The organism is Bacillus sp. FSL R5-0593 (assembly GCF_038603755.1).
GTDB classification, from domain to species: domain Bacteria; phylum Bacillota; class Bacilli; order Bacillales; family Bacillaceae; genus Bacillus; species Bacillus velezensis.
The window spans coordinates 2,398,434-2,423,472 of record NZ_CP152011.1; the positions used below are offsets into that span (position 1 = coordinate 2,398,434).

A 25,039-nucleotide genomic window follows, 5' to 3' on the forward strand; every position below is an offset into this window, starting at 1 on the left:
GCAAGTGAAAAGCGGCTTTAAAAGCCGCTTTTTCAGAATCAGCTGTGTTTTTCCGTGAAGCGGCGGATTCTTTCGACCGCTTCTTCTAAAAGATCGAGTGACGTTGCGTAAGATAAGCGGACGTTGTCCGGTGAACCGAAACCCGAGCCCGGCACGACGGCGACTTTTTCTTCTTCCAGAAGCGCCTTGACGTATTCATCGACATCTTTGAATCCGCAGTTTTCTGCGGCCGCTTTGGCGTTAGGGAACAAGTAAAACGCCCCTTCAGGTTTGACACAGGTGAATCCGGGAATCTCACTGAGCTGAGCGTAAATGGTGTTCAGTCTGTGCTCAAATGCCTGTCTCATCTCTTCCAGCGGCTCAGCCGGACCGTTATAGGCCGCAATAGCGCCGTATTGAGCGATAGACGTCGGATTTGATGTGCTGTGGCTCGCAAGGCTCGTCATCGCTTTAATAATCGTCTCCGAACCCGCCGCATAGCCGATCCTCCAGCCCGTCATGCTGTGAGATTTCGACACGCCGTTAATGATGATCGTCTGCTCTTTCAATTCATCTGAAAGCTGTGCGATTGAGACGTGTTTTTTTCCTCCGTATGTAAGCTTCTCATAAATCTCGTCGGAAACGATCAGAATGCCATGCTCCAGACACACTTTTCCGAGTTCCGCAAGCTCTTCTTTCGTATACATAACACCTGTCGGGTTGCTCGGTGAATTGATAATGAGCGCTTTTGTTTTCTCGGTGATAGCCTGCTTCAGCTGCTCCGGTGAAATTTTAAACTGATTGGATTCCAGCCCTTCTGCATAGACGGGACGCCCCCCTGCCAGTTTCACCTGCTCAGGGTAGCTGACCCAGTAAGGAGTCGGTATAATCACTTCGTCCCCTTCATCGAGAATAACCTGAAATAATGTATACAGAGCGTGTTTCGCTCCGGTGCAGACAATGATTTCTGACGGCTTATATTCAATCCCCTGGTCGTTTTTGAATTTTTTTGCGATACTGTCTTTCAGCGCCGGCAGACCGCCTGAAGGCGTATATTTCGTATGGCCTTCATTCATGGAACGCACCGCGGCATCTATAATGTGCTGAGGCGTATTAAAATCCGGTTCTCCTGCTCCGAGGCCGATGACATCATGGCCTTCTGCTTTCAGCTCTTTCGCTTTTGCAGTAATTGCAAGTGTTGCAGACGGTGTTAATGCGGATACTCTTTTTGCCAATTTCAACTTGAACTCCCCCTAATACGTCTCACGGTGTGATGTTTTTGAGAATCTTGCCGCTTGTAAAGTCCACATAACTAAAGCTATACTGCCCGCTTTTGTTGATATAGGTCACTTCCCATAACGGAACATTGTTTTCTCTCGCCGGGTGAACGCCATTCAGCTTGGAAACAAGCCCTTCGTCCCGAACGATCTTGGCAGCCTTGCCGCTTGAAATGCCGTCACTGGCTTTTTTTGAGAGAATTTTTGCTTTTTTGTCGGCCGGAACCCATACATACATATCTTTTCCATGTTTATCCGTTCCGGTAACAACATAATATTTCTGTTTGCCGACAAAGGTCTCCACTTTCTCAGCATCTGTCAGATCCGTTTTTTCTTTAGCGGCTGCGGCAGCTGTTTCGTGGCCTTCTTCTTTTTGGGCCATTGCAGATTTAAAAATGCTGGCCGAAAATAAAAGAACTGCTAAAAAAATAATACCAAATACGGCTGTAAATATTAATGCTTTTTTTCTCATCTTTTTCACCTATGTGCGATAAATGGTGAAGACCGCTTCATTTTGATTTTCTTCGTCGAGCGCAAGCCCGAACATCAGATTGTCCCGTTTCAAAGTCCGGTTTAATGTATCGACGATTTTATATAAATCATCTGAATGCTCCACATTAATCGTTGACAGAATTTCAATTTTGCTTTCCATTTTTATACCCTCCATCGGTCGAACAAATTTTGTTAGTCATAACGGGATGCGCCCGCGGCATAATAAAATCACAAGGCGGCATGAACCCGCTTTTACTATAAAAACAATTCCTCATCCCACACCACGAAAGCCGCGTTTATGCGGCTTTTATTCCGTTTGGCTGACATAATCCCCGAGTTCGGCATCCGTCAGCTCCAAAAGAGATGAAGTCGGGAGCGCTTCAAGAAACAGCCGTCCGTATCCCGCCGTCTTTACACGCTGATCTAAAAGAACGATTGTTCCCTTGTCTCCCGCCGTACGGAGCAGGCGCCCGATCCCCTGTCTGAACGTTAACACGGCCTCAGGCAGGGAAATCGTCTGAAACGGATTTTTCCCCTGCTTTTTGGCAAATTCGCATTTTGCGGCATGAAGCGGATTGTCAGGCGCCCTGAAAGGAAGTCTTGCGATCATGACGGTTGACAATTCATCCCCCGGAAAATCAACGCCTTCCCAGAAATGATTTGTCCCGAGCAAAATCGCCCGGCTTGCCGTTTTAAAGGTTTTCATTAATTTACCGGGACTCCCGCCCGAAATACCTTGGGCGAGAAGCTGAATGCCTGATATCTCCATACTGAGTTTCAGTTCCTGATACACTTTTTTCAGCATATCATGAGACGTAAACAGGACAAGGATCTTCGGCTGTTTTCCCTTTAACATGATTTCTGCATACTTGGCAATATGCTCAATGACTTCCCGCTCTCCGTCATATTTAACGGATTTCATCTCTTTCGGAATGATGACGTTCATCTGATCATCGTAAGAAAAAGGAGACGGGATGCTTTTGGTACGCGGATAAAAATCCGCAAGTCCGAGCCTTTCAATCATAAATTGAAAAGAATGCTCCACCATTAAGGTCGCTGATGTGAGCACAACGCTTTTTTTGCGGGCGAAAAACTGGTCTGCCAGCATTTCACCGGGCTCCAAAGGCTGCGCATAGATACTGACGGCATTTTTTGCGCCCTTCGCGTCAATTTCAACCCAAACGGCTTCTTTCTCATCATTTTCAAACAGCAGCCTGCTGAACGTATCGCGATATTCTTTCAGCCCCCTGATACACTTTACATATTCGGCCGCTAAAAAAGCCGCTCCGCTTTTCATCTGATCAAGCTTTTGATGTAACAGTTTCTTCTGTACTGAAAACATGTCAAGCAGCTGATCCAGCATCGCACAAAGCCGCTCGGCTCCGTCCGTTATCATGTGAAACCCTTTATCCTGGCTTTTATGATTGAGACTATAAACGAGACGGTTCAGATCGTCTTTAGGTTTTCTTCGTTTGACAAAAGAATGCACTGAACTGAAAAATGCGTCGCTTTCCGATTGAATATGCTTCATCCACTCATCGGCGTCAAAAAAACTTTCCGCCGGCAGTTCATACGTATAAAACAGTTTTCTCATCCGCTTTAACAGTCCGTGTTCCTTTAAGGTTCCGATTCGGCTGAGCTTTGTGTGCAGTCCGATGTATGAAGCTCTCTTCCCAAGGTGCTCGCTGGCGGCGCGTTCGAAATGATGCGCTTCATCAATGATGACCGTTCCGCTTGCAGGCAGTTTTTTCGTTTCACTGCTTTGATCTGAAAACAGCAAAGCATGGTTTGTGATAATCAGATCTGCGGCCTGCGCCTTTTCTTTAGCCCGTTCATAAAACCCGGCAGCCGAGTCCTTCCCTTTTTTTAAAAAAGAATTCTCATCGTAAGCCATGCGCTCCCACAGCAATCTGCCGCCTGATGGAAGATTCAGCTCAGCGGCGTCGCCCGTTTCAGTCTCCGTCAGCCAGACGAGAAGCTGCGCTTTCGTCAAAACCGCATCATAGTTGTCATCTTCCTCATGCAGAATATGTTCAAACTTAGGCAGGCACAAATAATGTGATTTCCCTTTTAAAATAGCGGCTTTGACCGGCCAAGGAAACATACGCTCCAAAAGCGGAAGATCTTTAGACATGATCTGCTGCTGCAAAAGAGTAGAGTACGTGCTGATAATCACGGGAGTTTGCTCCGCTTTGGCAAATAAAACAGCCGGAACGAGATAACCGATCGTTTTTCCGATGCCGGGTGCCGCTTCAATCAGCGCATGCTCCCGATTGCGGAAGGCGCCTAGCACTTCATCCATCATCGAAAGCTGCCCTTTCCGCTTTTCATAGCGGGGGATGATATCGGATAAGATCTGTTCTTTTTCTTCGTTCCACTTTTCAAGGTCAATGGCCGCATTCACCGGACGGGAAACCGGAATGTGATCGGGCTCTTTAATTGAAAAAGAGGCGTATGGAATGCAGCTCTTTTCTTCCGCCGGCCTGCTTTCATGTATAAAAGAATCCAAAAGCAGCGTCAAATCGCTGATAAAATGCTGTGAAAGCCTTCTAAGCTGCTTTAATGTCGGTAAAGGCAAATGTTTCAGTTTATGTAAAATGTCTAAAAAGACCAGTCCCGTAACCTCCGCATCGCTGTCTGCGCGGTGAGGTCGGTCATGAACAATATTCAGCTCCGCGCACAACTCACCGAGCTTATATCCTTCAAACCCCGGGAAAACAATACGTGAAAGCTCAACCGTATCAAGCACTTCACAATCCGGCAGCTCATAGCCCGCTTCGCTCAGTTCATGCCGGACAAATCCGAGGTCGAAATGAATATTGTGGGCAACAAAATACGCGCCGTCAAGCAGATGAAAAATCTCCTCCGCGACCGCTTCAAACGGCAGTTCATTTTCAACCATTCCGGACGAAATTCCGGTCAGCTGTTCAATAAACGGCGGGATGGCCTGATTCGGATTGATATATTTTGAAAACCGCTCAGTTATTTGTCCATTTTCAATGACAACCGCTGCGATTTGAATGATTTTATCGCCCTTTTTCGGCGAATTTCCTGTTGTTTCGACATCTATGACAACGAACCGTTGTTTGTTCATTAAAATGGACACCTCAATTCTTGCATACGAGAAAAGTGTAACACGTTTTGTTGAGAAATGGAGCGGAAAAACAGCTTTTGCCCCTAAATCTTAAAAGAAAACCCCCATGAAGGGGGCTCTTTTACAAAATCGTGTGTGCCGGCTCCTGACCCAGCATCTGCTCGATTTTATTCTGATCATCCAGAACGGCCACCTTCGGCTGATGGCTTTTTGCTTCCTGATCAGACATCATTTGATAAGAAATAATAATGACTTTATCTCCTTCTTGGACGAGACGGGCGGCTGCTCCGTTTAAACAGATGACGCCGCTCCCCCGCTTACCGGGAATAATATACGTTTCAAGTCTCGCTCCGTTATTATTATTCACAATCTGAACTTTTTCATTAGCGAGCATTCCTACGGCATCTAAAAGATCTTCATCAATCGTAATGCTGCCGACATAGTTTAAATTGGCTTCCGTCACGGTAGCACGGTGCAGTTTTCCGGCCATCATAGTGCGGTACATATTATGATCTCTCCCATTCATCAATATCAATAATGATATTATCAATCAGTCTGGCTTTAGAAAATTGGACGGCGCAGGCCAGAATGACCTTGCCGTTTAATGTTTTAAGCGGAGTCAGCTCCGGATAAGCGTACAGTTCAGCATAATCAATGACGCCGCTTGTGTTTTCGATGATATCGGTGACGGTTTTTATAACGGTTTCCGGATTTCTTTCACCGTCTCTGATCAGTTCGGCGCCTTGCTGCAATGCTTTATAGATCATCGGCGCTTCTTTGCGTTCCTGCTCAGTCAGATAGACGTTGCGAGAGCTTTTGGCAAGTCCGTCTTCTTCTCTGACCGTGTCCACTGCAACCAATTCGATATCCATAAAGAAGTCCTCAATTAATCCGTCCACAACCGCTGCCTGCTGGGCATCTTTCAGGCCGAAGTAGGCGCGGGTCGGTTTAACGAGATTGAAAAACTTCGTCAGCACAGTGGCCACTCCGTCAAAATGGCCGACGCGGGAGGCGCCGCACAACACGTCAGTTCTCCTTTTCACTTGCACGGCAACATTTTGCTCGCCTTTGTACATATCACTTGAGGACGGCGTAAACAAAACATCTGCCCCCGCCTGTTCTGCAAGCCGGGCATCGCGCTTTAAATCTCGCGGATATGCTTCGAAATCCTCGCCCGGTCCGAATTGAGTCGGATTGACAAAGATGCTCATCACAACAATATCGTTTTCTTTGCTTGCTTTTTCAACCAGCGTCAGATGTCCTTCATGAAGAAAACCCATTGTCGGGACGAATCCGATCGTCCGGCCTTCTGAGCGGTATTGTGCAATTAATTCTTTCAGCTGTTGAGTTTCTGTCAGTTGTTTCATCGCTTACTTTCCTCCGTACAAGCCTTGCAGCACAGTTTGGTTTATCTGAAAGGAATGCTTTTCTTCCGGGAAAACCCGTTCTTTCACATCACGGACGTAATCGCTGAGGGCCGACTCAATCGTGCCGTCGATTTTGGCGTATTGCTTCACGAACTTCGGTGTTCTGTCCACGCCGTGGCCGACGACGTCATGATAGACAAGGACTTGGCCGTCCGCTTTTGCACCAGCTCCGATTCCGATGACGGGAATGGATACTTCTTCTTTTATTTTAACAGTCAGTTCAGCAGGCACGCATTCAAGCACGAGCATCATCGCTCCCGCCTGCTCGCATTTGATGCTGTCTTCAATGAGCTTTTTCGCGCTTTGCTCATCTTTTCCCTGCACTTTATATCCGCCTAATACGCCGACAGACTGCGGTGTGAGGCCTAAATGGCTGACGACGGGAATTCCGCCGAGAGTCAGCGCGCGGATGGATTCGAAAACGCCGTCTCCGCCTTCCAGCTTTAACGCGTCCGCGCCGCTTTCCTGAATAATGGCCGCGGCGTTTTTCAATGTATCTTCTTTTGAAAGGTGGTAAGACATAAACGGCATGTCAGTTACGATAAACGTATTTTTCGCACCGCGTTTTACCGCTTTTGTATGGTGAATCATGTCACTGACCGTTACGCCGACTGTTGAATCGAGTCCGAGCACGACCATTCCGAGCGAATCCCCGACTAAAATCATGTCGACTCCCGCCTGTTCCGCAAGCTTTGCCTGCGGATAATCGTAAGCGGTCAGCATCACGATCGGCTCTCCGTTTTCCTTCATTTTCATGAAATCCAGTTTTGTTTTCATTCTGTTTCTCCTCCTCTAAACGGTGAGGAGATGAGCCGCCAATTCTTCGCAAGCAAAAAAGCCTTCTGTAAAATAAGAAGGATTCCCACTTGTTTAACGTTCGGCGAATGTCATCCCTCTGTCCCAGTCCTTTTTTGGATCAAGGCAGACTTTTCGTAATCTCTGTTCTGCTGATCAGGTGCAGTTCATTATGATACTGCCCATAGGAAGTATACCAAATTCACGAGGCTTGTACCAACTAAGATTAATTGAGCTCAATATCGGCAGAATAGATCTTCTTTATGCCGTCTTTCGTTTCCAAGAGAAGAACTCCCTCATCATCAATGCCGAGCGATTTCCCGTAAAACGTCCCTTGCAGCGTTCTCGCTCTGAGCTCGTTCCCCAGTCCGACCGCATAGCTTTCCCATAGCAGCTTGATCGGTGTAAAGCCGTGGTTCAAGTAATCCTGATAGCGTTTTTCAAAAGTCAGCAGAATCTCTTGTATCAGACCCGCTCTGTCAATTTTTTCGCCAGCTTCCATGCTGAGGCTTGTCGCAATGTCCTGAAGCTCGCCGGGAAAATCGGTTTCCTGCTGGTTCACGTTGATGCCGATCCCGAGAATAACCGAACGGACACGGTCTTCTTCTGCCTGCAGCTCAGTTAAAATCCCGACGGCTTTTTTGCCGTGAATCATTAAATCATTCGGCCATTTAATGGCGGGCTGTACACCTGTAAAAGCCTCGATGGCCTGTACGACCGCAACGGCGGATAGCAGGGTGAGCTGCGGCGTTTTTTGCAAAGGAACGTCGGGTCTCAGAATGAGGCTCATCCAAATCCCGTTTCCCTCCTGTGAATGCCATACTCTGGCCATTCTTCCTCTGCCTGCCGTTTGTTTATCGGCGACTACGAGCGTCCCTTCCGGCGCGCCGTCATTGGCAAGTTCATGAGCGGTTTTTTGGGTGGACGGCAGGACGTCCCGGTAATGAAGCTGTTTGCCCAAAACCTCTGTTTTCAGCCCGAAACGGATTTCGGACTCACTGAGTTTCCCCGGTTTTTTAATGAGCCTGTACCCTTTTCGCCTGACCGCCTCAACCTCATAGCCCTCTTTGCGGAGCTCCTCTATATGTTTCCAAACGGCGGTTCTCGAGCAGCCGAGCGCGTCACTTATTTTCTGCCCGGAGATAAAGCCGTCACCCGCCTCAGAAAATAAATCAATTAATCGGGTTCTTAATGTTGATCCCATGATGCGAGCCACTCCTTTATGTCATGTTTTCGGTTAGGGAGCTTCCCTGCCAATACCGCTTCTTCAATCCGGCGAAGTTCTTCGGCCACCCATTTACCCGCGCGGCGGTTTCTGAGCTCCATCAGATCAGCGCCTGAGATGTCGAGGTCTCGAAGGCTTTTGATCGGCAGCTGCTCATACAGGCTCTGAACCTCTTTCAGCTTTTGTTCATCAATCGTCTTATGCTTTTTCAGCATCCCGATTTTAACGGCTGCAAACAGCGCCTCTCCCGCCCGGTACATCGCTTCTGCTTCCAGCTGCGCCGGATAAACGCTTATAATCTGCACCGCTTTTTTTATGACTTTTCCCGGCAGTTTCCATTGTTTTAAAAACGCCTCGGCGCTTTTCGGACAAAGACCGAGAAACAATAACAGCGCTGCCCAGCGTTCTTCGCGTGCATCTAAAGAAGAAAACGGAAATCCGCTTGCTTCCAGCATTTGCTGCTCATAACCGGAAAGGCCGGGCAGCTCTTGTATCAGACCTGTCTGCACCATCGTTTGAATTGCATCCTGTGAGAAAGCGCCCTGCAGCAGCTTTTCAAACTCGACGGTCTTTCGTTCTACTGATACATGTGCCAAAAGCTCCCTGTCTTTTATGACGGCCTCTCTTGTTTCTTTTTCTAACAGAAAGCCGAGCTGACTCATAAAGCGGACGGCTCTCATCATCCGCAGAGCGTCTTCCCGAAAACGGTCTTCAGGATTACCCACCGTACGGATCAGCTTTTGTCCGATATCATGTGCGCCTCCGAAATAATCAAGCAGCTCTCCTTTGGCAGACATCGCCATCGCATTAATCGTTAAGTCTCTCCGCTTTAAGTCTTCTGATAAAGAAGTAATGAACCGCACAGCTTCAGGGCGCCGGTAATCCTTATATTCTGATTCGGCACGAAAAGTGGTGACTTCATAGGTTTCATCTTCCCACAGGACGATGACGGTGCCGTGCTCTTTTCCTACATCGACAGTCCGCTTAAAGAGACGCTCCACCTCATTCGGCGAAGCGCTGGTTGCGATGTCCACATCACCTATTTTTCGTTTCATATAGCTGTCTCTGACGGCTCCCCCGACAAAGTACGCCTGATGGCCCGCCTTCATCAGATGATGAAGGATGGGGAGGGCTTTGACAAATTCCTGTTCCATAAGATCACTCCGGTCCTGCCAATTCGTCATAAATCCGTTCATACTGACTGACGATTCTTTGCGAAGAAAAGGCGGTCTCCGCCATTTTCAGCGCATGATCAGTCAATCGTTTGCTGAGCTGTTTATCTTCTAAAACGGCAAGCGCTTTTTCAGATGCCGCCTGAATATCGCCGACTTCCACCAGAAAACCGCTTACTTGATCTTTAATCACTTCCGGTATTCCGCCGATATTTGTTCCGATGCACGGCACGCCGCAGGCCATCGCCTCCAGAAGTACGAGTCCGAAACTTTCTTTTTCAGAAAGAAGGAGCTTAAGGTCACTGATGGAATACAGCTCTTCCACCCTGTCCTGATTTCCGAGGAGCAGCACTTGATCCTGCAGTCCGTATTTTTCGACAAGCTGCCAAGCGACGCACTTTTCCGGTCCGTCGCCGACAAGCAGGAGCTTCGCCTTTGTTTTGGCTGCGATATTACGGAAAACGCGGATGACATCTTTAACACGTTTTACTTTTCTGAAGTTCGAAACATGGATGACGACCTTTTCATCCGGCAAAATGCCATGTTTCTCTTTTATACTCTCTGTATTTTTCTTAAGATAAACACGTTCATCAATAAAGTTGTAGATGGTCTCAATTTTTTTATCCGGCTTGATTAAGTCATATGTTTCTCCGGCAAGCGCGGTTGATACCGCCGTCACTCTGTCGGACGCTTCGATGGCAAAACGGATTAAATCTTTTAATGACGGATCATATCCTAAAACGGTGATGTCCGTACCGTGAAGCGTCGTCACGATGCCGATGTCACGCTTGAGCATCTGTTTGGCGAGATAAGCGCATACCGCATGCGGCAGCGCATAGTGCGCGTGAATGATATCAAGATTTTCCCTCGCGGCAACCTCGGCGATTTTGCTCGCCAGCGTAAGGTCATAAGGCGGATATTTAAATACCGCGTATTGGTTGACTTCCACCTCATGAAAATGAATATTCGGATGATATGTATTTAATCTGAACGGGATGCTTGATGTGATGAAATGAACCTGGTGCCCTTTTTCCGCAAGCAGCTTGCCGAGTTCCGTCGCAATAATACCCGAGCCTCCGACACTCGGGTAGCATGTAATCCCTATTTTTAATGGTCTCATTGTCCGCCCCCAAAAACATCATCATTCAAAACGGGAAGCTGTTTTGAAAAGAAGCCTTCGGCATACCCCGTCCCGGCTTCTTTGCCATACAGTCTTTCCCGCGCTTCCACCATTTCGATATAACCGTTGGTCAGCGGTGTGTTCACTGACTGCGCCGTAGGAATAAACTGGCTTTGATAGGCGTGCAGGCTTTCTTTTTTCAGATCGATGGTTTCCGTTATGTCGATTACAAAGTCCGGACGGTGAAACCCGTTGATCATATAATAGTATACGCGCTGTGCCTTATGAGCCGGCAGTTCCTGGTGATCTCTGTATTTATGAATTCCCGCCGAGAACACCGCTTCTTCGACCAAAGCCGCCGCATTGCCGTGGTCAGGATGGCGGTCTTTCGGATAAGGCATGAAAACGGTTTTCGGCCGGCAGGCTCTGATGACACTGACAATCCGGCGGATGCCGTCCTCACTTTTCAAAAGCCCGCGGTCGGGAAGCGTAAGCTGGATTCTCTCTTTTACGCCGAGAATCCGGGCCGCCTTTGCCGCTTCTTCTTTTCTTATCCCTACCGTTCCGTTGGATGATAGTTCGGCCTCGGTCAAATCGCATATCACCGCGGTTTTTCCTTGAGCCGTAAATTTTGCGATCGTGCCGCCCATACCGATCTCGACATCATCACTATGGGCGCCGAACGCCAGAATATCAACGTGTTCAGACATTCGGCTCTCCTCCGCGCACAAGATTGCGGAAATCAAATGCCCCGCCGTCCAGCGTCCGGACGAGGATTTCCGCTGTTCCCATATTTGTGGCGAGCGGGATCGCGTATACGTCACACAGCCGGATCAACGCCGAGACATCCGGTTCGTGAGGCTGCGCAGTTAACGGATCGCGCAGAAAAATGACAAGATCCAGGGCATTTGCCGCAATCAATGCGCCGATTTGCTGATCTCCGCCGAGCGGGCCGGATTGAAAACGTTCAACGGACAATCCGGTCGATTCCTGGATTTTCAGGCCTGTCGTACCTGTCGCGTATAACTCATGATGGCTCAGTATATCTTTATATGCGGTCGTAAACTGAACCATATCCTGCTTTTTCTTATCGTGAGCAATCAAAGCGATTTTCATTTGATGTTCTCCCCCTTGCCGATTCAGTCGATAATATTTTCGAGTCCGTATACAAGCTGGTCGATTTTCATCACTTGCTCCACTGACAGCTTCACTCCTGACATAAAGGAAGCCCGGTTATAGGAGTCATGGCGCAGTTTCAGCGTCTGGCCGTCCATGCCGAACATGACTTCCTGGTGGGCGATAAGGCCCGGCAGACGCACGCTGTGAAGGCGGATGCCGTTTAATTCAGCACCGCGGGCGCCCGGCAGAATTTCTTTTTCATCAGGATGGCCCTGCTGCTTTTCTGTACGGACGCTTGAGATCATTTCCGCTGTTTTCAGCGCCGTTCCGCTCGGGGCATCCAGCTTTTGATCATGATGAAGCTCAATGATTTCTACATCTTCAAAATAGTTGGCGGCCATTTGTGAGAACTTCATCATCAGCACCGCGCCCAATGCAAAGTTCGGAGCGATGATGGCGCCGATTCCTTTTTCTTCAGTCAAGGCTTGAAGCTCCTCTAAATCCGCTTCAGAAAATCCGGTCGTTCCCACAACGGGGCGGACGCCGTGTTCAAGAGCGGCTTTCGTATGTTTTTTGCCGATTTCAGGCGTTGTCAAATCGATCAGCACATCCGGTTTTGTTTCTTGGAAACATGCGCGGATATCCGTATAAATAAGAGCGTCTGAATCAGCTGACATCACTTCCCGCAATGTTTGCTGATCGTATGTATGGTCAATGGCGCCGACAAGCTCAAAATGAGGCGTGCGGACGGCAAGTTTTACGGCCTCCTGGCCCATTCTGCCTCTCGGTCCGGCGATGACGACTTTAATGGTTTCATTTGACATGGTTTCTCCTACTTTCCTTCTTCTTTTCTAGTCCAGCGGTCTTTATCACGTGTATTAAATTTATGCATGACGCGGTTATGAGCTTCCTCCAATGAAATATCAAGGGAGTTGGCGAGGCAGATCAGGACGAACAGCACATCGCCCATTTCCTCTTCCATGCTTTTCTCATTTTCCGTCGTTTTCTTCGGCTTTTCCCCATAATAATGGTTGACTTCTCTTGCAAGTTCGCCCAGTTCTTCCGTGAGACGGGCCATCATGGCAAGCGGGCTGAAATAGCCTTCTTTGAATTGGCCGATATATTCATCGACCTCAGCTTGTAAGTCTTTCATCGTTTTGTCACTCACTGTGCGAATACCTCCTGTCATCTCTTCCATGTTAGCTAATTCAAGTACATTTGACAAATGTTAAAAACGGCAGTTTGCTGTTTTCTTTTGTATCCACTATAATATTTACGCAATCCTATGGAAGGAAAAGGGGTTTGATGCAATGCTTGGAGAAATCAGAATCAAAAACATTTGCTTTATTTTAATCGGCGCCGCTGTTTTTTCATTCGGACTGGTTCACTTTAATATGCAGAACAATTTGGCGGAAGGCGGATTTACCGGCATTACGCTGCTTTTATATGCGTTATTCCACATCAGCCCTTCTATTTCCAACCTGGTATTGAACATTCCTATCTTTTTCATCGGCTGGCGTATGCTCGGCCGGACGATGTTTGTCTATACCCTGATCGGCACCGTCTCTCTTTCTGTTTTTCTGAGTGTTTTTCAGCGTTACGAAATTCATATGCCGCTGTCGCATGATTTAGCGCTGGCCGCCTTATTCGCCGGTGTATTTATCGGCGCGGGTCTCGGCATTATTTTTAAATACGGCGGCACGACGGGCGGGGTCGATATCATCGCCAGGCTGATCAACAAATTTTTCAGAATTCCGATGGGCCGGACGATGTTTGCCTTTGACGCCTGTGTCATTCTGCTTTCTTTGTTTACGTATCTTTCTTACAAGGAAGCGATGTACACGCTTGTAGCCGTTTTTGTCGCTGCGAGATTGATTGATTTTATCCAGGAAGGCGGCTATGCGGCAAAAGGGGCAACGATTATTTCTTCGAAAAACGATTTGATCCAGCAAAAAATCATTGAAGAGATGGAGCGCGGCGTCACTGTTTTAAAAGGACAGGGATCATATACAAAAGAAGACAGGGACGTTCTTTACTGCGTCGTTCCGAAAAACGAAATTGTGCTTTTGAAAAGCGTCATCACTTCCGTTGACCCGCACGCCTTTGTTGCAGTAAGCGACGTCCATGATGTGCTCGGCGAAGGATTTACGCTTGATGAAAATAAAAATCCGATCAGACGATAATAAAAAGGCGGCTTTTGCCGCCTTTACTGTTTGTGTTTCCATTTGACAACCGGTGATTTTTTCTTCTTCAATCGGCGGGCGAATGCCGGACTGACATTGAGCGTCTGCTCGACGAAGCGCTGCGGCGTCAGTGCCAGCCATTGGTTTAAAGAGACATCTTCAAAACGGTCGCTTTTGAAGATTTCCAGAAAGCGAAGCACGGTGTCACCGGTATTCTGAACATAATGTCCCATTGCAAAAGGAACATATCCTACGTCACCTGCTTGATAGTTAAATGTCCGCGCTCTTCCCTCCGCAGCAAACACCGTCATTTTCGCTTCTCCTGAAAGATAATACTGCCACTCGTCCGTATTCGGATGCCAATGCAATTCTCTCATGCCTCCGGGTTCGACTTCCACGAGAGCTGCGGCAATCGTTTTTGACACCTTAAACGTTTTTGAATCGACAATCTTTACTCTTCCCCCGCTGGTAACAAGGGGCTCCTGCCGGGAAAGCTTGTAGCTGAACGGCTCCAAAACGGTGCCTTCCGGGGAAGAAACTGCTGCCTTTTCAATCGGGGGAGGCGGTTCCAGCTGGAACATGTAACGCTCTTTCTTGTGAATGTAGGCCAAGTCATATCCGGGAACACCGAAGTTCGCCTCCAGCACGCTGCGCGGGGTATGGGCAAACCAGTCCGTTACTGAAAAGGTGCTGTTTTCTGAAAAAGAGCCGTCATCAAAGACGAGCAAAAACTCACTGCCCTGCTCTAATCCTTGAATGGAATGAGGAATGCCGGAAGGAAAATACCACAGGTCCCCTTCACTTACGTTGTCAATAAAATTCCGCCCATTTTGATCGACCGCAGTTAAACGGACTCCTCCGTTAATCACATATCCCCATTCGGCTTCTTTATGCCAATGAAGCTCCCGCACAGCTCCCGGCTTCAGTCTCATGTTCACCGCCGCGATGTTTTTGGATACCGGCAGTTCCCTGACCGTCACCTCTCTGGACCATCCGCCGTCTTCAAGCCTCATATGCGTATCAGAAAATGAGAATTTTAAGTTTTGAACCGTTCCTGCATCCGTTGAAGGCGGAACGAGCATGTCAGGATTCTGGAAGTCACGCGCGAGGTTTCGCGGTCCTTCGTCAGTCGCCCCTTTTCTGCCTCTGATCGGCTGCGGGAGGTGTTTTGAAGCCAATTGCTGGATGAGTTTTTTCACTGGCTTAGCTCCTTTACAGCAATTTGTGTTTATTTAGACTTAGGATACTCACGCTTTTTCTCTTTCTTTTTTTCCGCTCTGTATTTTCGGTAGCCGACATATGTCAGCGCAGTAATAATGATACCGCCTGTTGTCAGAATGACCCAGAGCAGCGAAGGGTCAGCGTCATCCCGCTCCACCTTGTCAAAAACCCGCTTTAAATCCTGCTGCAGGAGCGTCAGACGCTCAAGCTTTGTTCCTTTTGTCATCTGCTGAAACCCGTCCTGCTCAATCACCTCGATATGTTTCGCCACCGTATCAAGCTGGCCGGCCGACACATCCATTGTCAGGCTGGGATAAATTAAATCATATAATGATATAAATTCATTCCACTTTTCATTGAAATTTTCACTTCCGTTTCCGCTGACATCTTCTTTTAAGGCGCTGAATGTCGCCATAATCGGTCTTTCAAGCGAACCCCACAGCGGATCGGAGTGGTCTTCCATCGCATCCATTACCAACCTGAACTGGGCGGCTGCCCGGATTTTTTCGGTATCTGAGGCGTCTGCCTGTTTCAGAACGCGCACTAAATCATTGAAACCCAGAGTCACCTGCCTGACTTCGGCGCCGCTCAGTGAGTTTACGTGTGTCATTTTTTTCTTAAAGTAGCCAAGCACTTGCAGAGCCTCATCATACTGCGAATGCCGCGTCATTTGGAAAACGGTATCCGAAAGGTCGTTCAGTTCCTTGAGACCGCCCTCATCTTCAGCTTTGGCAGTTGTGATGAAACACATAAGAGCAAGTAAAAGACAGATCGTCAGCTTTCGTTTCATAGAGGTCCCTCCCACTCCTTCTCTTTACAGAATATGAGGAGCGGGACAAGGTTAGACCAAGATTCTATCAGTGTAAGTCAAGCTTTATCCGTCTTTTGGAAATCACCAAATAGTATGCAAGGCCGAGTGAAAATATGCTCAGCCAGAATGTAGCATAGCCGATCACTTGCATATAGTCATTGAGCATTGAGTAGCGGGGCATCATGCCGAAAAGATAATCAATGACATCATTATGAAGCGTCCAAACAGCGGCAACGGCAAGATGCCATAACCGGAACCGAAAATACGGGCTGTATAAAACGCCTTGAACGGCCATGGCAAAATGTGAAGCAATCAGCATGTACCCTTCCAAAGGCATCTGCCCCATTTTGACCAGCACAAAGACATTCATTCCGACCGCCCACAGCCCGTATTTTACAAGGGTTACAAGAGCCAGCGCTTCAAACAGCGGCGCGTTTCTTCCCATGAGAAATGCCAGAAGCACGAACAGGAAGAAAAACGTCGCCGTCGGGCTGTCAGGCACAAATATCAGAAATCGGAACGGCGTGTCCGCAAGCTGAGGCACATACCAATAATAGCCGTACACCGTACCGATAAAATTAACGGCAAGAACAAGCAGAAGCATGCCGCGCAACCCTAAAAGATAAGAAATCCACCTCATACCATCAACTCTCAGTCCGTAAAAAGTATGTATCATGCAAAAAAAGCTGACATCCGGTCAGCTCTTTTCATAAAAGTATATCCTGCTATTGTCTACTTCACAATACGTTATTTCGCTGTCGTTTCAGAAATGAACTTCGCCAGCTGATCAAGCTGTTTGTCATTCCCTTTAAAAATACCGGCTGGCATCTGCCCTTTCCCTTTGACGGCGATTTTTTTAATTTCTTCCGGGCTCAGCCCGTTATCGACCAGGGACGGACCGGCGCTTCCGCCTTGAAGATTATCCCCGTGACAAGAAATACAGCCTTGTTCTTTAAATACCTTATAACCGTCTGATTCAGTATCAATGGCGGCTTCTTTTTTGATTTTCCCTTGCTCCTCCGCCTTCGCCCAGTCATGCGTCGCGACTGACTGCCACGTTAAAAAGACCGTAGCGCAAAGCGCCAAAAGCATCATGCCGACCGCAACCGGACGCTTCCACGGCCTTCTTTCAGACCCCCTGTCGAGAAACGGAGCCAAAAGCAGCGACCCGAAGGCAAGACCCGGTATAATCATCGCGCCGATAACGGTGTAGCTCCCTGCGGCATATTCATATTTTAATAGCTGGTATAAAAATAGAAAATACCAATCCGGCAGCGGAATATACCCTGTATCCGTCGGGTCCGCCACCCGTTCCAAAGGCGGCTCGTGCACAATCGTTAAAACGAGAAATCCGACGAGGAAAACGGCCCCGACCATCCATTCTTTCAGCAGGAAGTTCGGCCAAAACGCCTCTGTCTTTCCAGGATACTCTGAATAGTCTTTCGGTATATTCGGTTTTTTTTCAGCCGGTATCCTTGAATCTCCTACAAACTTCATTCCTTTCCCCCGGTGCATGTCATCCCCTCCCTTTTATATCAGATTTGTATTAAAGCGGTCCTGAAATTCCCTGCTTGCGGATCATGACAAAGTGGGCGCCCATGAGCGCAAACAAAGCGGCAGGGAGAAAAAATACGTGAATCGCAAAAAATCTCGTCAGCGTTTGGGCGCCGACAATATCGTGGTGGCCGGCAAGAAGAGTTTTCACCTGCGCTCCGATCAATGGCGTCGCCTCCGCAATCTGAAGACCTACCTTTGTCGCAAACAGCGCCTTCATATCCCATGGAAGCAGATACCCTGTAAAACCGAGACCGAGCATCACAAAAAAGATCAGAACACCGACGATCCAGTTCAATTCCCGAGGCTTTTTATAAGCTCCCTGAAAGAAAACCCGCAGCGTATGTAAAAACATCATCACGATGACTAAACTTGCGCCCCAATGGTGCATACCCCTTACAATCTGCCCGAAAGCGACTTCATTCTGCAAATAATACACAGATTCCCACGCGTTTTTTATATCCGGCACATAATACATCGTTAAAAACATCCCGGACAGCACTTGGATAACGGTTACAAAAAACGTCAAACCGCCGAAACAATAGACAAAAGCCGAGAAATGGTGAGCGGGATTTACATGTTCCGGCACTTCATGGTCGGCGATATCCCGCCACATCGGCGTAATATCGAGACGTTCATCCACCCAGTCATAAATTTTGTTCAGCATGTCACCCTTCCCCCCTAGGCTTTGCTTTTCCAAGATACAAAAAGCCGTCCTTTACTTTTTGCTCATAACGGTCAAGAGGCGCGAGCGGCGGCGTGCCCGGAACGTTCGTGCCGTCTTTTTCATACAGCCCGTAATGGCAGGGACAAAAGAACTTGTTCGGATTTTTAGGATCATTGTTCCAGTTTACGGTGCAGCCCAAATGCTTACAGATCGGAGAAAGCGCTATAATTTCATCCCCATGCTTGTAAACCCAGGCTGACCTGGATTCTTCCGATTCGTACCAGGCGTCGACTTGATGAATTTTAAAGTCAAACCGCTTCGGCTCCTTCGTCAGCTCATCCACACTGACAACCTGCACCATTTTTTGATCTCCCGTCGGTTTTAATACCGGGTCCAGCGCAAAACGGACCATGGGCATAAGCGCACTGGCGGCCATAAATCCCCCCACGCCGGTGAGCGCATAGTTTAAAAATTGTCTTCTTGATATATCTTGTTTTCCGCCCATCTCTTCCCCCCCTAAAGATTGACCAAAAATTAACTAAAATAGAAAATAATTCTGAGATTTGACACCCTCATAATATATGAATCTTTCAGCAAGGTCAACAGAGGCAAAACGGGTGTTTTGCGGGATGCCTGGTGTTTTTAAGAATTGTTCCACTTCTGTAACAAAACGTTCAAAATTTCTCCGCACTTGTCATCCGCAATTTTTCTCTTTAAAGAGTCTTTCATATGTTCAAACGGAACGGCAGGTATGTATATGACATCAGACCCTATTTCAGAATCCTTCCATTTTTCGTCTGCCGTCAGAAACAAGGCGTGCCGGAAGTTGGTCATCACCTCTTCTTTGAGTTTTTGAAGCAGGGCGATTTGTGATTGGTCTATATCAACATATGTATAAGAGGGGAATAAATATACCCGTCCCTTCAATTGGCGCTCAAGCTCTTCAGAAAGCAATTGAGTGCTTTCCCCCTGTTCAACGGCCTCTTTTAAGCCTCCTGAAGACGTTATGGAAATTAACGGAATGACAGCGGTATCAATGTAATCCGCAGATTGTATATAGGCATCGGCATCAGCGGCCCTCCATCTCATGTCTCGTTCCTCCTCTTTACGCAACAAGCCTTGCATATTCTGCAAGGCTGTCATTTATGTGAGCTGATTCAATTGGCGGGAAAGCTTTTCAAATGTTTCTTTGTCGTGGCGGTCCAGCGCCTCGTCGATATCTTTAAGCAGCTTTTCCCGCTGGAAAGTGGAAATGGCATGTTCTAATATTTTTTCGGCCATCCCCTGATCCTGTTTATTTTCAAACAGGTCTTTCGGCAGATGCGGATTTGATTCAAGAACAGCGGCATATTCCGGTGAGCTGTAGGCCGAACGGAAATTCAGCTGGATAAATAAATCCTGCTGTTTATTTAACCGGATGTCGTGAAAAGATTTTTCCGCGTCCGTAGTCATGACATTTTCTTTATAAAACCTAAACGGCACCTCATCAACGCAATGAGTAGACATGATAATGCCTCTCGGGCAAAATTCGGCTTGTTCTACAAAATGGACTTTTTCCATTAATGAATCATGACTCATTAAATAATTTAAAATCCAGACGCACTCCCGGCGTTTAAGCTGATAATGATTTAAAAACCAACGGATAAAATCCTTTTTTTCATTGACAGAAACAGGGGTCTGCATGTAATTCCCTCCTCTATCGATCGTATAATCTGACATCACTTATACATTCAGCAAGCATGGTCCAAAATCCTGCTTATCTTAAAAATTCATCCTCTATCCGTAAGATTGTTTCTTCAAGCTCTTCGTTTGTTCCATCCATTGAAAGCACTTGTTTTAAAAGCGGCAGCGCTTCTTTCTGGAGACCCTCTTCCAATAAGAAGTGAGCGTATTCATATAAGAAATCCCGATCATCCTGATAATGGAGATACGCAGCTTCGAAGCTTTTTTTCGCTTCAGCGTATTGCTCAAGGCCTGTATAGGCACCCGCCAAATACCAATTGTATTTCGGATCTTCTTCTCCGTAGCCGCGGACTTCCTTAATCAGATCAATAATCTCTTCAAAGCTTTCTTCTTTATGATAGACGGCTAAAAGCGTATGGAGCGCTTCCACGTAACCCGGATCGAGCGCCAGCGCTTCCTGAAGAAGCTTTTTGCCTTCCTCTTCGTTGCCGAGCTTTAACGCCATTTTCGCCGCATAGAGAAAAAGCTCTTTATTGTATTCATCGTAAGTAATACCTTCTTTAGCGGTTTTTAATGCATCTTCATACATGCCTTCTGCCTCATAGCTTTTTGCAAGCGGCATATAAAGCGATGAATAGGAAGGATCAAGCCCTTTTAAATCAGACAGCTGCTTGATGGCTGTTTTGACCATTCCCGCCTGATAGGCTGTGAACCCGTACCCGAAAATCGTATTCGGTTCTGTATGTTCTGCCGCCGCTTTTTCATACCATGAAATCGCTTCCTCAAATTCACCCGCCGCGCTCAATGACTCAGCCAGCCTCTGATGAACATTTACGCCGCCGATTTCGTGCCGTTCTTTTGCCGTCTCTTCATAGTAAGGAACGGCTTTTGCGTATGACCCCTGAGTGAAGTATAATTCCCCCAGAGCGAAATCAATAACAGGTTCATCTTGTAACATCGTTTTCGCCTGTAACAGCTTTTGCTCACTTACTTCAAATAAGCCCTGCATCTGATACAGATCAGCCATTAAAAGAAGGCTTTCCGCGTAAGACGGGTCTTCCGGAGAAATTGTCTCCAGCACCTCAAGAGCTTTTTCTTCTTCATCAATATCTATTAACAATTCGGCGTAAAAATTCGTCAGCTCAGACTCATCCGGATAAAGGTCATGCAGATCACTGATCAGCGCTAATGCTTTTTCGGCGTTTCCCCATTCATAGTAGAGCTGGGCTGCAATGGCTTTGTCTTCGTCATGAAGCTGCGTTTCAGCTTTTGAAAGCGCTTTGAGTCCCTTTTCGGTTTCACCTGCTTCAACTAATTTTATGGCTTCTTGAATCAATGTATTCAAATCAGACCGGTCCTTTCTTTTCCTATACCTCATCAACCAATGAAAAGGGTTTTTATTCGGGTTATTCTTATCATAATTCAGACAGGGCCTGCCCGCAAATAAGATGCTTCACCCGGCATTATAGTTTATCAGAAAATGGTTAAGAGGAAAACGGCAAAAAGGGGGACGGCATCTTTATACGCAAACAGCGCAATTTGTTCCGGCTGTTTCTGTAACGAAAACGCATTCCCCCTTTCTTTTATTTTTCTGTTTAAGACAAGCTATGTCAAAGCCCAAAGTTTTATGACACATGAAGAAAAAAGCCCGAAGAATCGTCTTCAGGCTTTTTTGGCTAATTGATCTAAATGCTCAAAAAATGTCGGATATGAGACATGGATCGCCTCAGTATCACGGATGTCAATCGGCTCTTTTGTAAGGCACGAAGCGATACCGAGCATCATGCCGATGCGGTGGTCGCCGTGGCTTGACACATCGGCTCCGCCCGCAAGCATTTTTTTGCCGTGTATTTTCATGCCGTCTTCAGTCGGTTCAATGTCTGCGCCGATTTTCCGGAGCTCTGATACGACGGTGTCGATCCGGTTCGTTTCCTTCACCTTCAGCTCCGCAGCGTCTTTAATGACAGTTGTGCCTTCAGCCTGCGTTGCCAAAAGGGCGATAATCGGGATCTCGTCAATTAAACGGGGAATGATTTCTCCGCCGATTTCTGCCGCTTTCAGATCTGAAGTTTCAATAACCAGGTCTCCATAAGGCTCAGCGCTGTCCGCTTCTGAAGGAATCACTTCAAGTGAAGCCCCCATTTGCTTTAAGACATCAAGTATTCCCGTGCGTGTCGGGTTCAGGCCGACGTTTTTCAGCACAATCCGGCTTCCGGGAACGACAGCACCTGCCGCGAGGAAAAAGGCCGCTGAAGAAATATCGCCGGGCACGAAAATATCAGCTCCCCGAAGCTTCTGACCGCCCGTTACGGAAGCGCTCGTCTCCGTTTCCGCAAGCTCGGCGCCAAAAGCGTTCAGCATCCGTTCCGTATGGTCTCTCGATTTATGAGGCTCAGTGACGGTCGTCGTCCCTTCTGCCTGCAATCCGGCAAGCAGCACGGCGGATTTGATCTGCGCGCTTGCAACAGGGGAGACGTAATCAATGCCTTTCAATTGTCCGCCTCTTACGGATAAAGGCGTAAATCCTCCGTCCGCTCTTCCGTCAATCGCGGCTCCCATCTGTTTTAAAGGCTCCGTCACCCTCTTCATCGGGCGCTTTGCAATACTTTCGTCGCCCGCTACCGTACTGTGAAATGGGCGTCCGGCTAAAATGCCGAGCATCAGGCGGATGGTCGTGCCGGAATTTCCGACATCAAGAAGGCTGTCAGGCTCAGAAAGTGCGTCAATGCCCTTTCCGTATATCTTTACATCACTTCCGTTTTGTTCAATGGAGACACCCATTTTTCTGAAGCAGGCAATGGTGCTCAGACAATCGGCTCCGGGCAAAAAGTTTTTTACCGTTGTCGTTCCTTCCGCAAGCGCTCCGAACATAACAGAACGGTGGGAGATGGATTTATCCCCTGGAATATGAATTTCACCGTTTAAAGACGTCACTTTTTCTCTTTTCAATGTTTTCCACCTCAGTCAGCGTAAAATGTGTCATATTTGGCGCGGGATTGAATGCAGGTTTCCGCGCGCTTCCGGTCATCATCAGTCTGGAAACTGATTCTGAGAATTCCGTTAATATCTTCTCTTGTTTCGATAATGCGGATGTTGGTGATACTGATTTGTTCTTCTGCCAATATCGCCGTAATTTCCGAAATGACCCCCGGATGATCGGGAACATCGACATAAAGGTCATAAAAGGATGGGATCGCTCCTTTTTGACGGAGCGGCAGACCGTCGCGATAATCTTTCGCTTTTTTAAAATATCCGAACAGGCTGTCCGCATCTTCATTTTCTACATAAGATTCGATCGTGTCAATCTCCCGTTTCCATTCTTTGAAGCGGTCAAGCAGTTTATCTTTGTTATGAAGAAGTATGTCCCTCCACATCGCCGGACTGCTTGAGGCGATCCTGGTGATGTCCCGAAAACCGCCGGCTGCGAAACGTTTCAAAAACGGATAATCTTCTTCAGCATGATGAGCCTGATGTACGAGGCTTGCAGCAACGATATGAGGGAAATGGCTGATGACGCTCGTTACGCCGTCATGCTCCTCGGGAGTCATCTCCACAAAGTGGGCGTTTGCCGCTTTCAAGAGTTCCTTCAGATGCGTTACTGACTCTTTAGAAGTTGATTTTCCGGGTGTTAAAATGTAAAACGCATTTTCGAATAAAAATTCTTTCGCGGCAGCGGCCCCGGATTTATGAGATCCCGCCATCGGATGGCCGCCGACAAATTGATAGTGAGCCGGAAGCACTTTGTCAGCGTAGCTGACGACTTTCTGTTTCGTGCTGCCCACATCCGTAATCAGGAGTTCATGGGTGATGTCTGATGCGGCCAGCACATCGAGCATTTTCAGCGTTTGGGCGACAGGCGTGGCGATAATGACAACAGACGCTTGCTGCGCCCCTTCCGTAAATGAGCCGGCCCGCTCGTCAATAATTCCGAGCTTCAGCGCGGCAGTGAGCTGTTCTTCCGAAATATCCACACCGATAATCCGTTTATGCGGATGCTCCTTTTTGATGGCCAATGCGATCGATCCGCCGATCAGCCCGATCCCCGCAAGCAATATAGTATCCTTCATTTCACTCATTTCCTTTTTCAACTATTTTAATAGAGCAAAGAGGTGATGCCTGATCACCTCTTATAATATTTCAGCTAAAATTGTGAGAATTTCCTCATTCTGCTCTTGCGTACCGACCGTAATCCTTAACGCTGTCGGAAATCCGAGCGCCTGTCCTGAGCGGACGATATATCCTTTTTCCAACAGGGCTTGGAACAGTTCATCCGCCGGGCGGTTAAAATCAATGAGCACAAAGTTGGTTTGTGAAGGATAACAAGTTAATCCGAGAGTTTCTGCAAAATCATAATACTGCTTAAGGCCTGCTTTATTTTTCTCGACGCATTCCTGAATAAATGTCTGGTCATCAAGCGCTGCCAGTGCCGAAGCCTGACCGATTCTGCTCGTATTGAACGGCTCTCTCGCCGGTTCAATCTGGCGGATCAGCGCTTCGTCCGCAATGCCGTATCCGACGCGCAGCGCGGCAAGTCCGTACGCTTTAGAGAAGGTGCGGAGGATCATAACATTCGGATATTGCTTTACAAGCGGAATGCTTTCTGGGTAATCTTCCGCCGTAACATACTCGTAGTACGCTTCATCAAGTACAACGAGTATATGCTCGGGAACTCTGTTTAAAAAGGCAATTAGCTCTTGTTCAGAAGTATATGTCCCCGTCGGATTATTGGGGTTGCATACCCATATGACTTTCGTCTCGCCGTCAATTGCTTCCAGCATCCGGTCCAAATCATGAGCGCCGTCACTGCGGAGCGGCACCTCGCGCACCTCAGCGCCTTCAATCACCGCATTGTGTCTGTATTGCGGGAAAGTCGGGGCGGCGGTAATCGTGTTTGCCTGATCATTTAATAAAGAACGGCAGATAATCTGCACTAGCTCATCAGAGCCGTTGCCGAAAATGATCGAAGATTCACTGACCTGCAGATGCTCACTGAGCCGCGTTCTCAAGGCGGCACTGTAACCATCGGGATACAGCGCAAGCTGCTCAATCTCCTGATGAAGCGCATCTTTAGCGGCCTGTGAACAGCCGAACGGATTTTCGTTAGAAGCGAGTTTTACTACTTTCTCAAGCCCGTATTCCATTTTCACTTCTTCTATTGGTTTGCCCGGCTGATACGGTTTCAGCTGCCGCAGCTGTGCTTTTATCTGCAAATCCAGTCAC

The 25,039-nt window shown here is 47.6% G+C and carries 27 protein-coding genes; 1 reads left to right on the top strand and 26 read right to left on the bottom strand.

Annotated elements, in window-relative coordinates; all coding sequences use genetic code 11:
• Positions 1-38: 38 nt before the first annotated feature.
• From NYE36_RS11830 to NYE36_RS11895, 14 genes are all read right to left on the bottom strand, one after another.
• Positions 39-1,220: a pyridoxal phosphate-dependent aminotransferase gene (locus tag NYE36_RS11830; RefSeq protein ID WP_020955983.1), complete on the bottom strand. Its 1,182-nt coding sequence runs from the start codon at positions 1,218-1,220 to the stop codon at positions 39-41.
• Between the two features lie 22 nt (positions 1,221-1,242).
• Entirely contained in the window at positions 1,243-1,728 is a 486-nt protein-coding gene (tseB, locus tag NYE36_RS11835; RefSeq protein ID WP_007409483.1) for a cell wall elongation/penicillin-binding protein regulator TseB, read from the bottom strand.
• 9 nt (positions 1,729-1,737) lie between these two features.
• Positions 1,738-1,908: a YpmA family protein gene (locus NYE36_RS11840; RefSeq protein ID WP_003153512.1), complete on the bottom strand. Its 171-nt coding sequence runs from the start codon at positions 1,906-1,908 to the stop codon at positions 1,738-1,740.
• A 147-nt stretch (positions 1,909-2,055) separates the two neighbouring features.
• Positions 2,056-4,842, bottom strand: a complete 2,787-nt coding sequence (dinG, locus tag NYE36_RS11845) for an ATP-dependent DNA helicase DinG (RefSeq protein ID WP_342496855.1) — start codon at positions 4,840-4,842, stop codon at positions 2,056-2,058.
• Between the two features lie 121 nt (positions 4,843-4,963).
• Positions 4,964-5,347 carry an aspartate 1-decarboxylase gene (panD, locus tag NYE36_RS11850; RefSeq protein ID WP_003153510.1) on the bottom strand — a complete coding sequence of 128 codons (384 nt, stop codon included), beginning with the start codon at positions 5,345-5,347 and terminating at the stop codon, positions 4,964-4,966.
• A gap of 1 nt (position 5,348) precedes the next feature.
• Entirely contained in the window at positions 5,349-6,209 is an 861-nt protein-coding gene (gene panC / locus NYE36_RS11855; RefSeq protein ID WP_064115550.1) for a pantoate--beta-alanine ligase, read from the bottom strand.
• A gap of 3 nt (positions 6,210-6,212) precedes the next feature.
• Positions 6,213-7,046 carry a 3-methyl-2-oxobutanoate hydroxymethyltransferase gene (panB, locus tag NYE36_RS11860; RefSeq protein WP_064115551.1) on the bottom strand — a complete coding sequence of 278 codons (834 nt, stop codon included), beginning with the start codon at positions 7,044-7,046 and terminating at the stop codon, positions 6,213-6,215.
• A 244-nt stretch (positions 7,047-7,290) separates the two neighbouring features.
• Positions 7,291-8,268 (bottom strand): bifunctional biotin--[acetyl-CoA-carboxylase] synthetase/biotin operon repressor, encoded by a 978-nt coding sequence (locus NYE36_RS11865; RefSeq protein ID WP_044802159.1) that lies wholly within the window; start codon positions 8,266-8,268, stop codon positions 7,291-7,293.
• The gene (locus NYE36_RS11870; protein ID WP_064115552.1) at positions 8,253-9,443 is read right to left on the bottom strand and encodes a CCA tRNA nucleotidyltransferase; all 1,191 of its coding nucleotides are present in this window, start codon (positions 9,441-9,443) and stop codon (positions 8,253-8,255) included. Before NYE36_RS11870 ends, NYE36_RS11865 begins: the two co-directional genes overlap by 16 nt.
• A gap of 4 nt (positions 9,444-9,447) precedes the next feature.
• Complete coding sequence (bshA, locus tag NYE36_RS11875) at positions 9,448-10,581, bottom strand: N-acetyl-alpha-D-glucosaminyl L-malate synthase BshA (protein WP_007612214.1); 1,134 nt, start codon at positions 10,579-10,581, stop codon at positions 9,448-9,450.
• Positions 10,578-11,291, bottom strand: coding sequence for a bacillithiol biosynthesis deacetylase BshB1 (gene bshB1, locus NYE36_RS11880; protein WP_014418244.1), 714 nt, complete (start codon positions 11,289-11,291; stop codon positions 10,578-10,580). Before bshB1 ends, bshA begins: the two co-directional genes overlap by 4 nt.
• Positions 11,284-11,697: a methylglyoxal synthase gene (mgsA, locus tag NYE36_RS11885; protein WP_064115553.1), complete on the bottom strand. Its 414-nt coding sequence runs from the start codon at positions 11,695-11,697 to the stop codon at positions 11,284-11,286. Before mgsA ends, bshB1 begins: the two co-directional genes overlap by 8 nt.
• A gap of 23 nt (positions 11,698-11,720) precedes the next feature.
• The gene (gene dapB / locus NYE36_RS11890; protein ID WP_003153497.1) at positions 11,721-12,524 is read right to left on the bottom strand and encodes a 4-hydroxy-tetrahydrodipicolinate reductase; all 804 of its coding nucleotides are present in this window, start codon (positions 12,522-12,524) and stop codon (positions 11,721-11,723) included.
• A gap of 8 nt (positions 12,525-12,532) precedes the next feature.
• Positions 12,533-12,868 carry a nucleotide pyrophosphohydrolase gene (locus NYE36_RS11895; RefSeq protein ID WP_003153495.1) on the bottom strand — a complete coding sequence of 112 codons (336 nt, stop codon included), beginning with the start codon at positions 12,866-12,868 and terminating at the stop codon, positions 12,533-12,535.
• 142 nt (positions 12,869-13,010) lie between these two features.
• Between NYE36_RS11895 and NYE36_RS11900 the strand changes: the two genes are divergently transcribed.
• On the top strand, positions 13,011-13,883 hold the full coding sequence (locus NYE36_RS11900; RefSeq protein WP_094032287.1) for a YitT family protein: 873 nt from the start codon (positions 13,011-13,013) through the stop codon (positions 13,881-13,883).
• A gap of 23 nt (positions 13,884-13,906) precedes the next feature.
• Here NYE36_RS11900 and NYE36_RS11905 read toward each other — a convergent pair whose 3' ends face one another.
• The 12 genes from NYE36_RS11905 to hisC form a co-directional block, all read right to left on the bottom strand.
• Positions 13,907-15,082: an oxalate decarboxylase family bicupin gene (locus tag NYE36_RS11905; protein WP_020955992.1), complete on the bottom strand. Its 1,176-nt coding sequence runs from the start codon at positions 15,080-15,082 to the stop codon at positions 13,907-13,909.
• Between the two features lie 29 nt (positions 15,083-15,111).
• Positions 15,112-15,894 carry a sporulation protein YpjB gene (ypjB, locus tag NYE36_RS11910; protein WP_007612217.1) on the bottom strand — a complete coding sequence of 261 codons (783 nt, stop codon included), beginning with the start codon at positions 15,892-15,894 and terminating at the stop codon, positions 15,112-15,114.
• A gap of 67 nt (positions 15,895-15,961) precedes the next feature.
• Entirely contained in the window at positions 15,962-16,555 is a 594-nt protein-coding gene (locus NYE36_RS11915; RefSeq protein WP_061582120.1) for a DUF1405 domain-containing protein, read from the bottom strand.
• A gap of 107 nt (positions 16,556-16,662) precedes the next feature.
• Positions 16,663-17,430, bottom strand: coding sequence for a menaquinol-cytochrome c reductase cytochrome b/c subunit (locus NYE36_RS11920; protein ID WP_007409471.1), 768 nt, complete (start codon positions 17,428-17,430; stop codon positions 16,663-16,665).
• 31 nt (positions 17,431-17,461) lie between these two features.
• Positions 17,462-18,136, bottom strand: coding sequence for a cytochrome b6 (locus NYE36_RS11925; RefSeq protein WP_003153485.1), 675 nt, complete (start codon positions 18,134-18,136; stop codon positions 17,462-17,464).
• A gap of 1 nt (position 18,137) precedes the next feature.
• Positions 18,138-18,641 (bottom strand): ubiquinol-cytochrome c reductase iron-sulfur subunit, encoded by a 504-nt coding sequence (locus NYE36_RS11930; protein ID WP_003153484.1) that lies wholly within the window; start codon positions 18,639-18,641, stop codon positions 18,138-18,140.
• Between the two features lie 137 nt (positions 18,642-18,778).
• Entirely contained in the window at positions 18,779-19,225 is a 447-nt protein-coding gene (locus NYE36_RS11935; RefSeq protein WP_158185899.1) for a YpiF family protein, read from the bottom strand.
• A gap of 54 nt (positions 19,226-19,279) precedes the next feature.
• Positions 19,280-19,819, bottom strand: coding sequence for a ReoY family proteolytic degradation factor (locus NYE36_RS11940; protein WP_003153482.1), 540 nt, complete (start codon positions 19,817-19,819; stop codon positions 19,280-19,282).
• Between the two features lie 73 nt (positions 19,820-19,892).
• Positions 19,893-21,164: a tetratricopeptide repeat protein gene (locus NYE36_RS11945; protein ID WP_265451383.1), complete on the bottom strand. Its 1,272-nt coding sequence runs from the start codon at positions 21,162-21,164 to the stop codon at positions 19,893-19,895.
• 317 nt (positions 21,165-21,481) lie between these two features.
• Positions 21,482-22,768 carry a 3-phosphoshikimate 1-carboxyvinyltransferase gene (gene aroA / locus NYE36_RS11950; RefSeq protein WP_251257501.1) on the bottom strand — a complete coding sequence of 429 codons (1,287 nt, stop codon included), beginning with the start codon at positions 22,766-22,768 and terminating at the stop codon, positions 21,482-21,484.
• A gap of 11 nt (positions 22,769-22,779) precedes the next feature.
• Positions 22,780-23,895: a prephenate dehydrogenase gene (locus NYE36_RS11955; protein ID WP_144664599.1), complete on the bottom strand. Its 1,116-nt coding sequence runs from the start codon at positions 23,893-23,895 to the stop codon at positions 22,780-22,782.
• A gap of 51 nt (positions 23,896-23,946) precedes the next feature.
• Positions 23,947-25,029: a histidinol-phosphate transaminase gene (gene hisC / locus NYE36_RS11960; RefSeq protein WP_342496856.1), complete on the bottom strand. Its 1,083-nt coding sequence runs from the start codon at positions 25,027-25,029 to the stop codon at positions 23,947-23,949.
• Between the last annotated feature and the right edge of the window lie 10 nt (positions 25,030-25,039).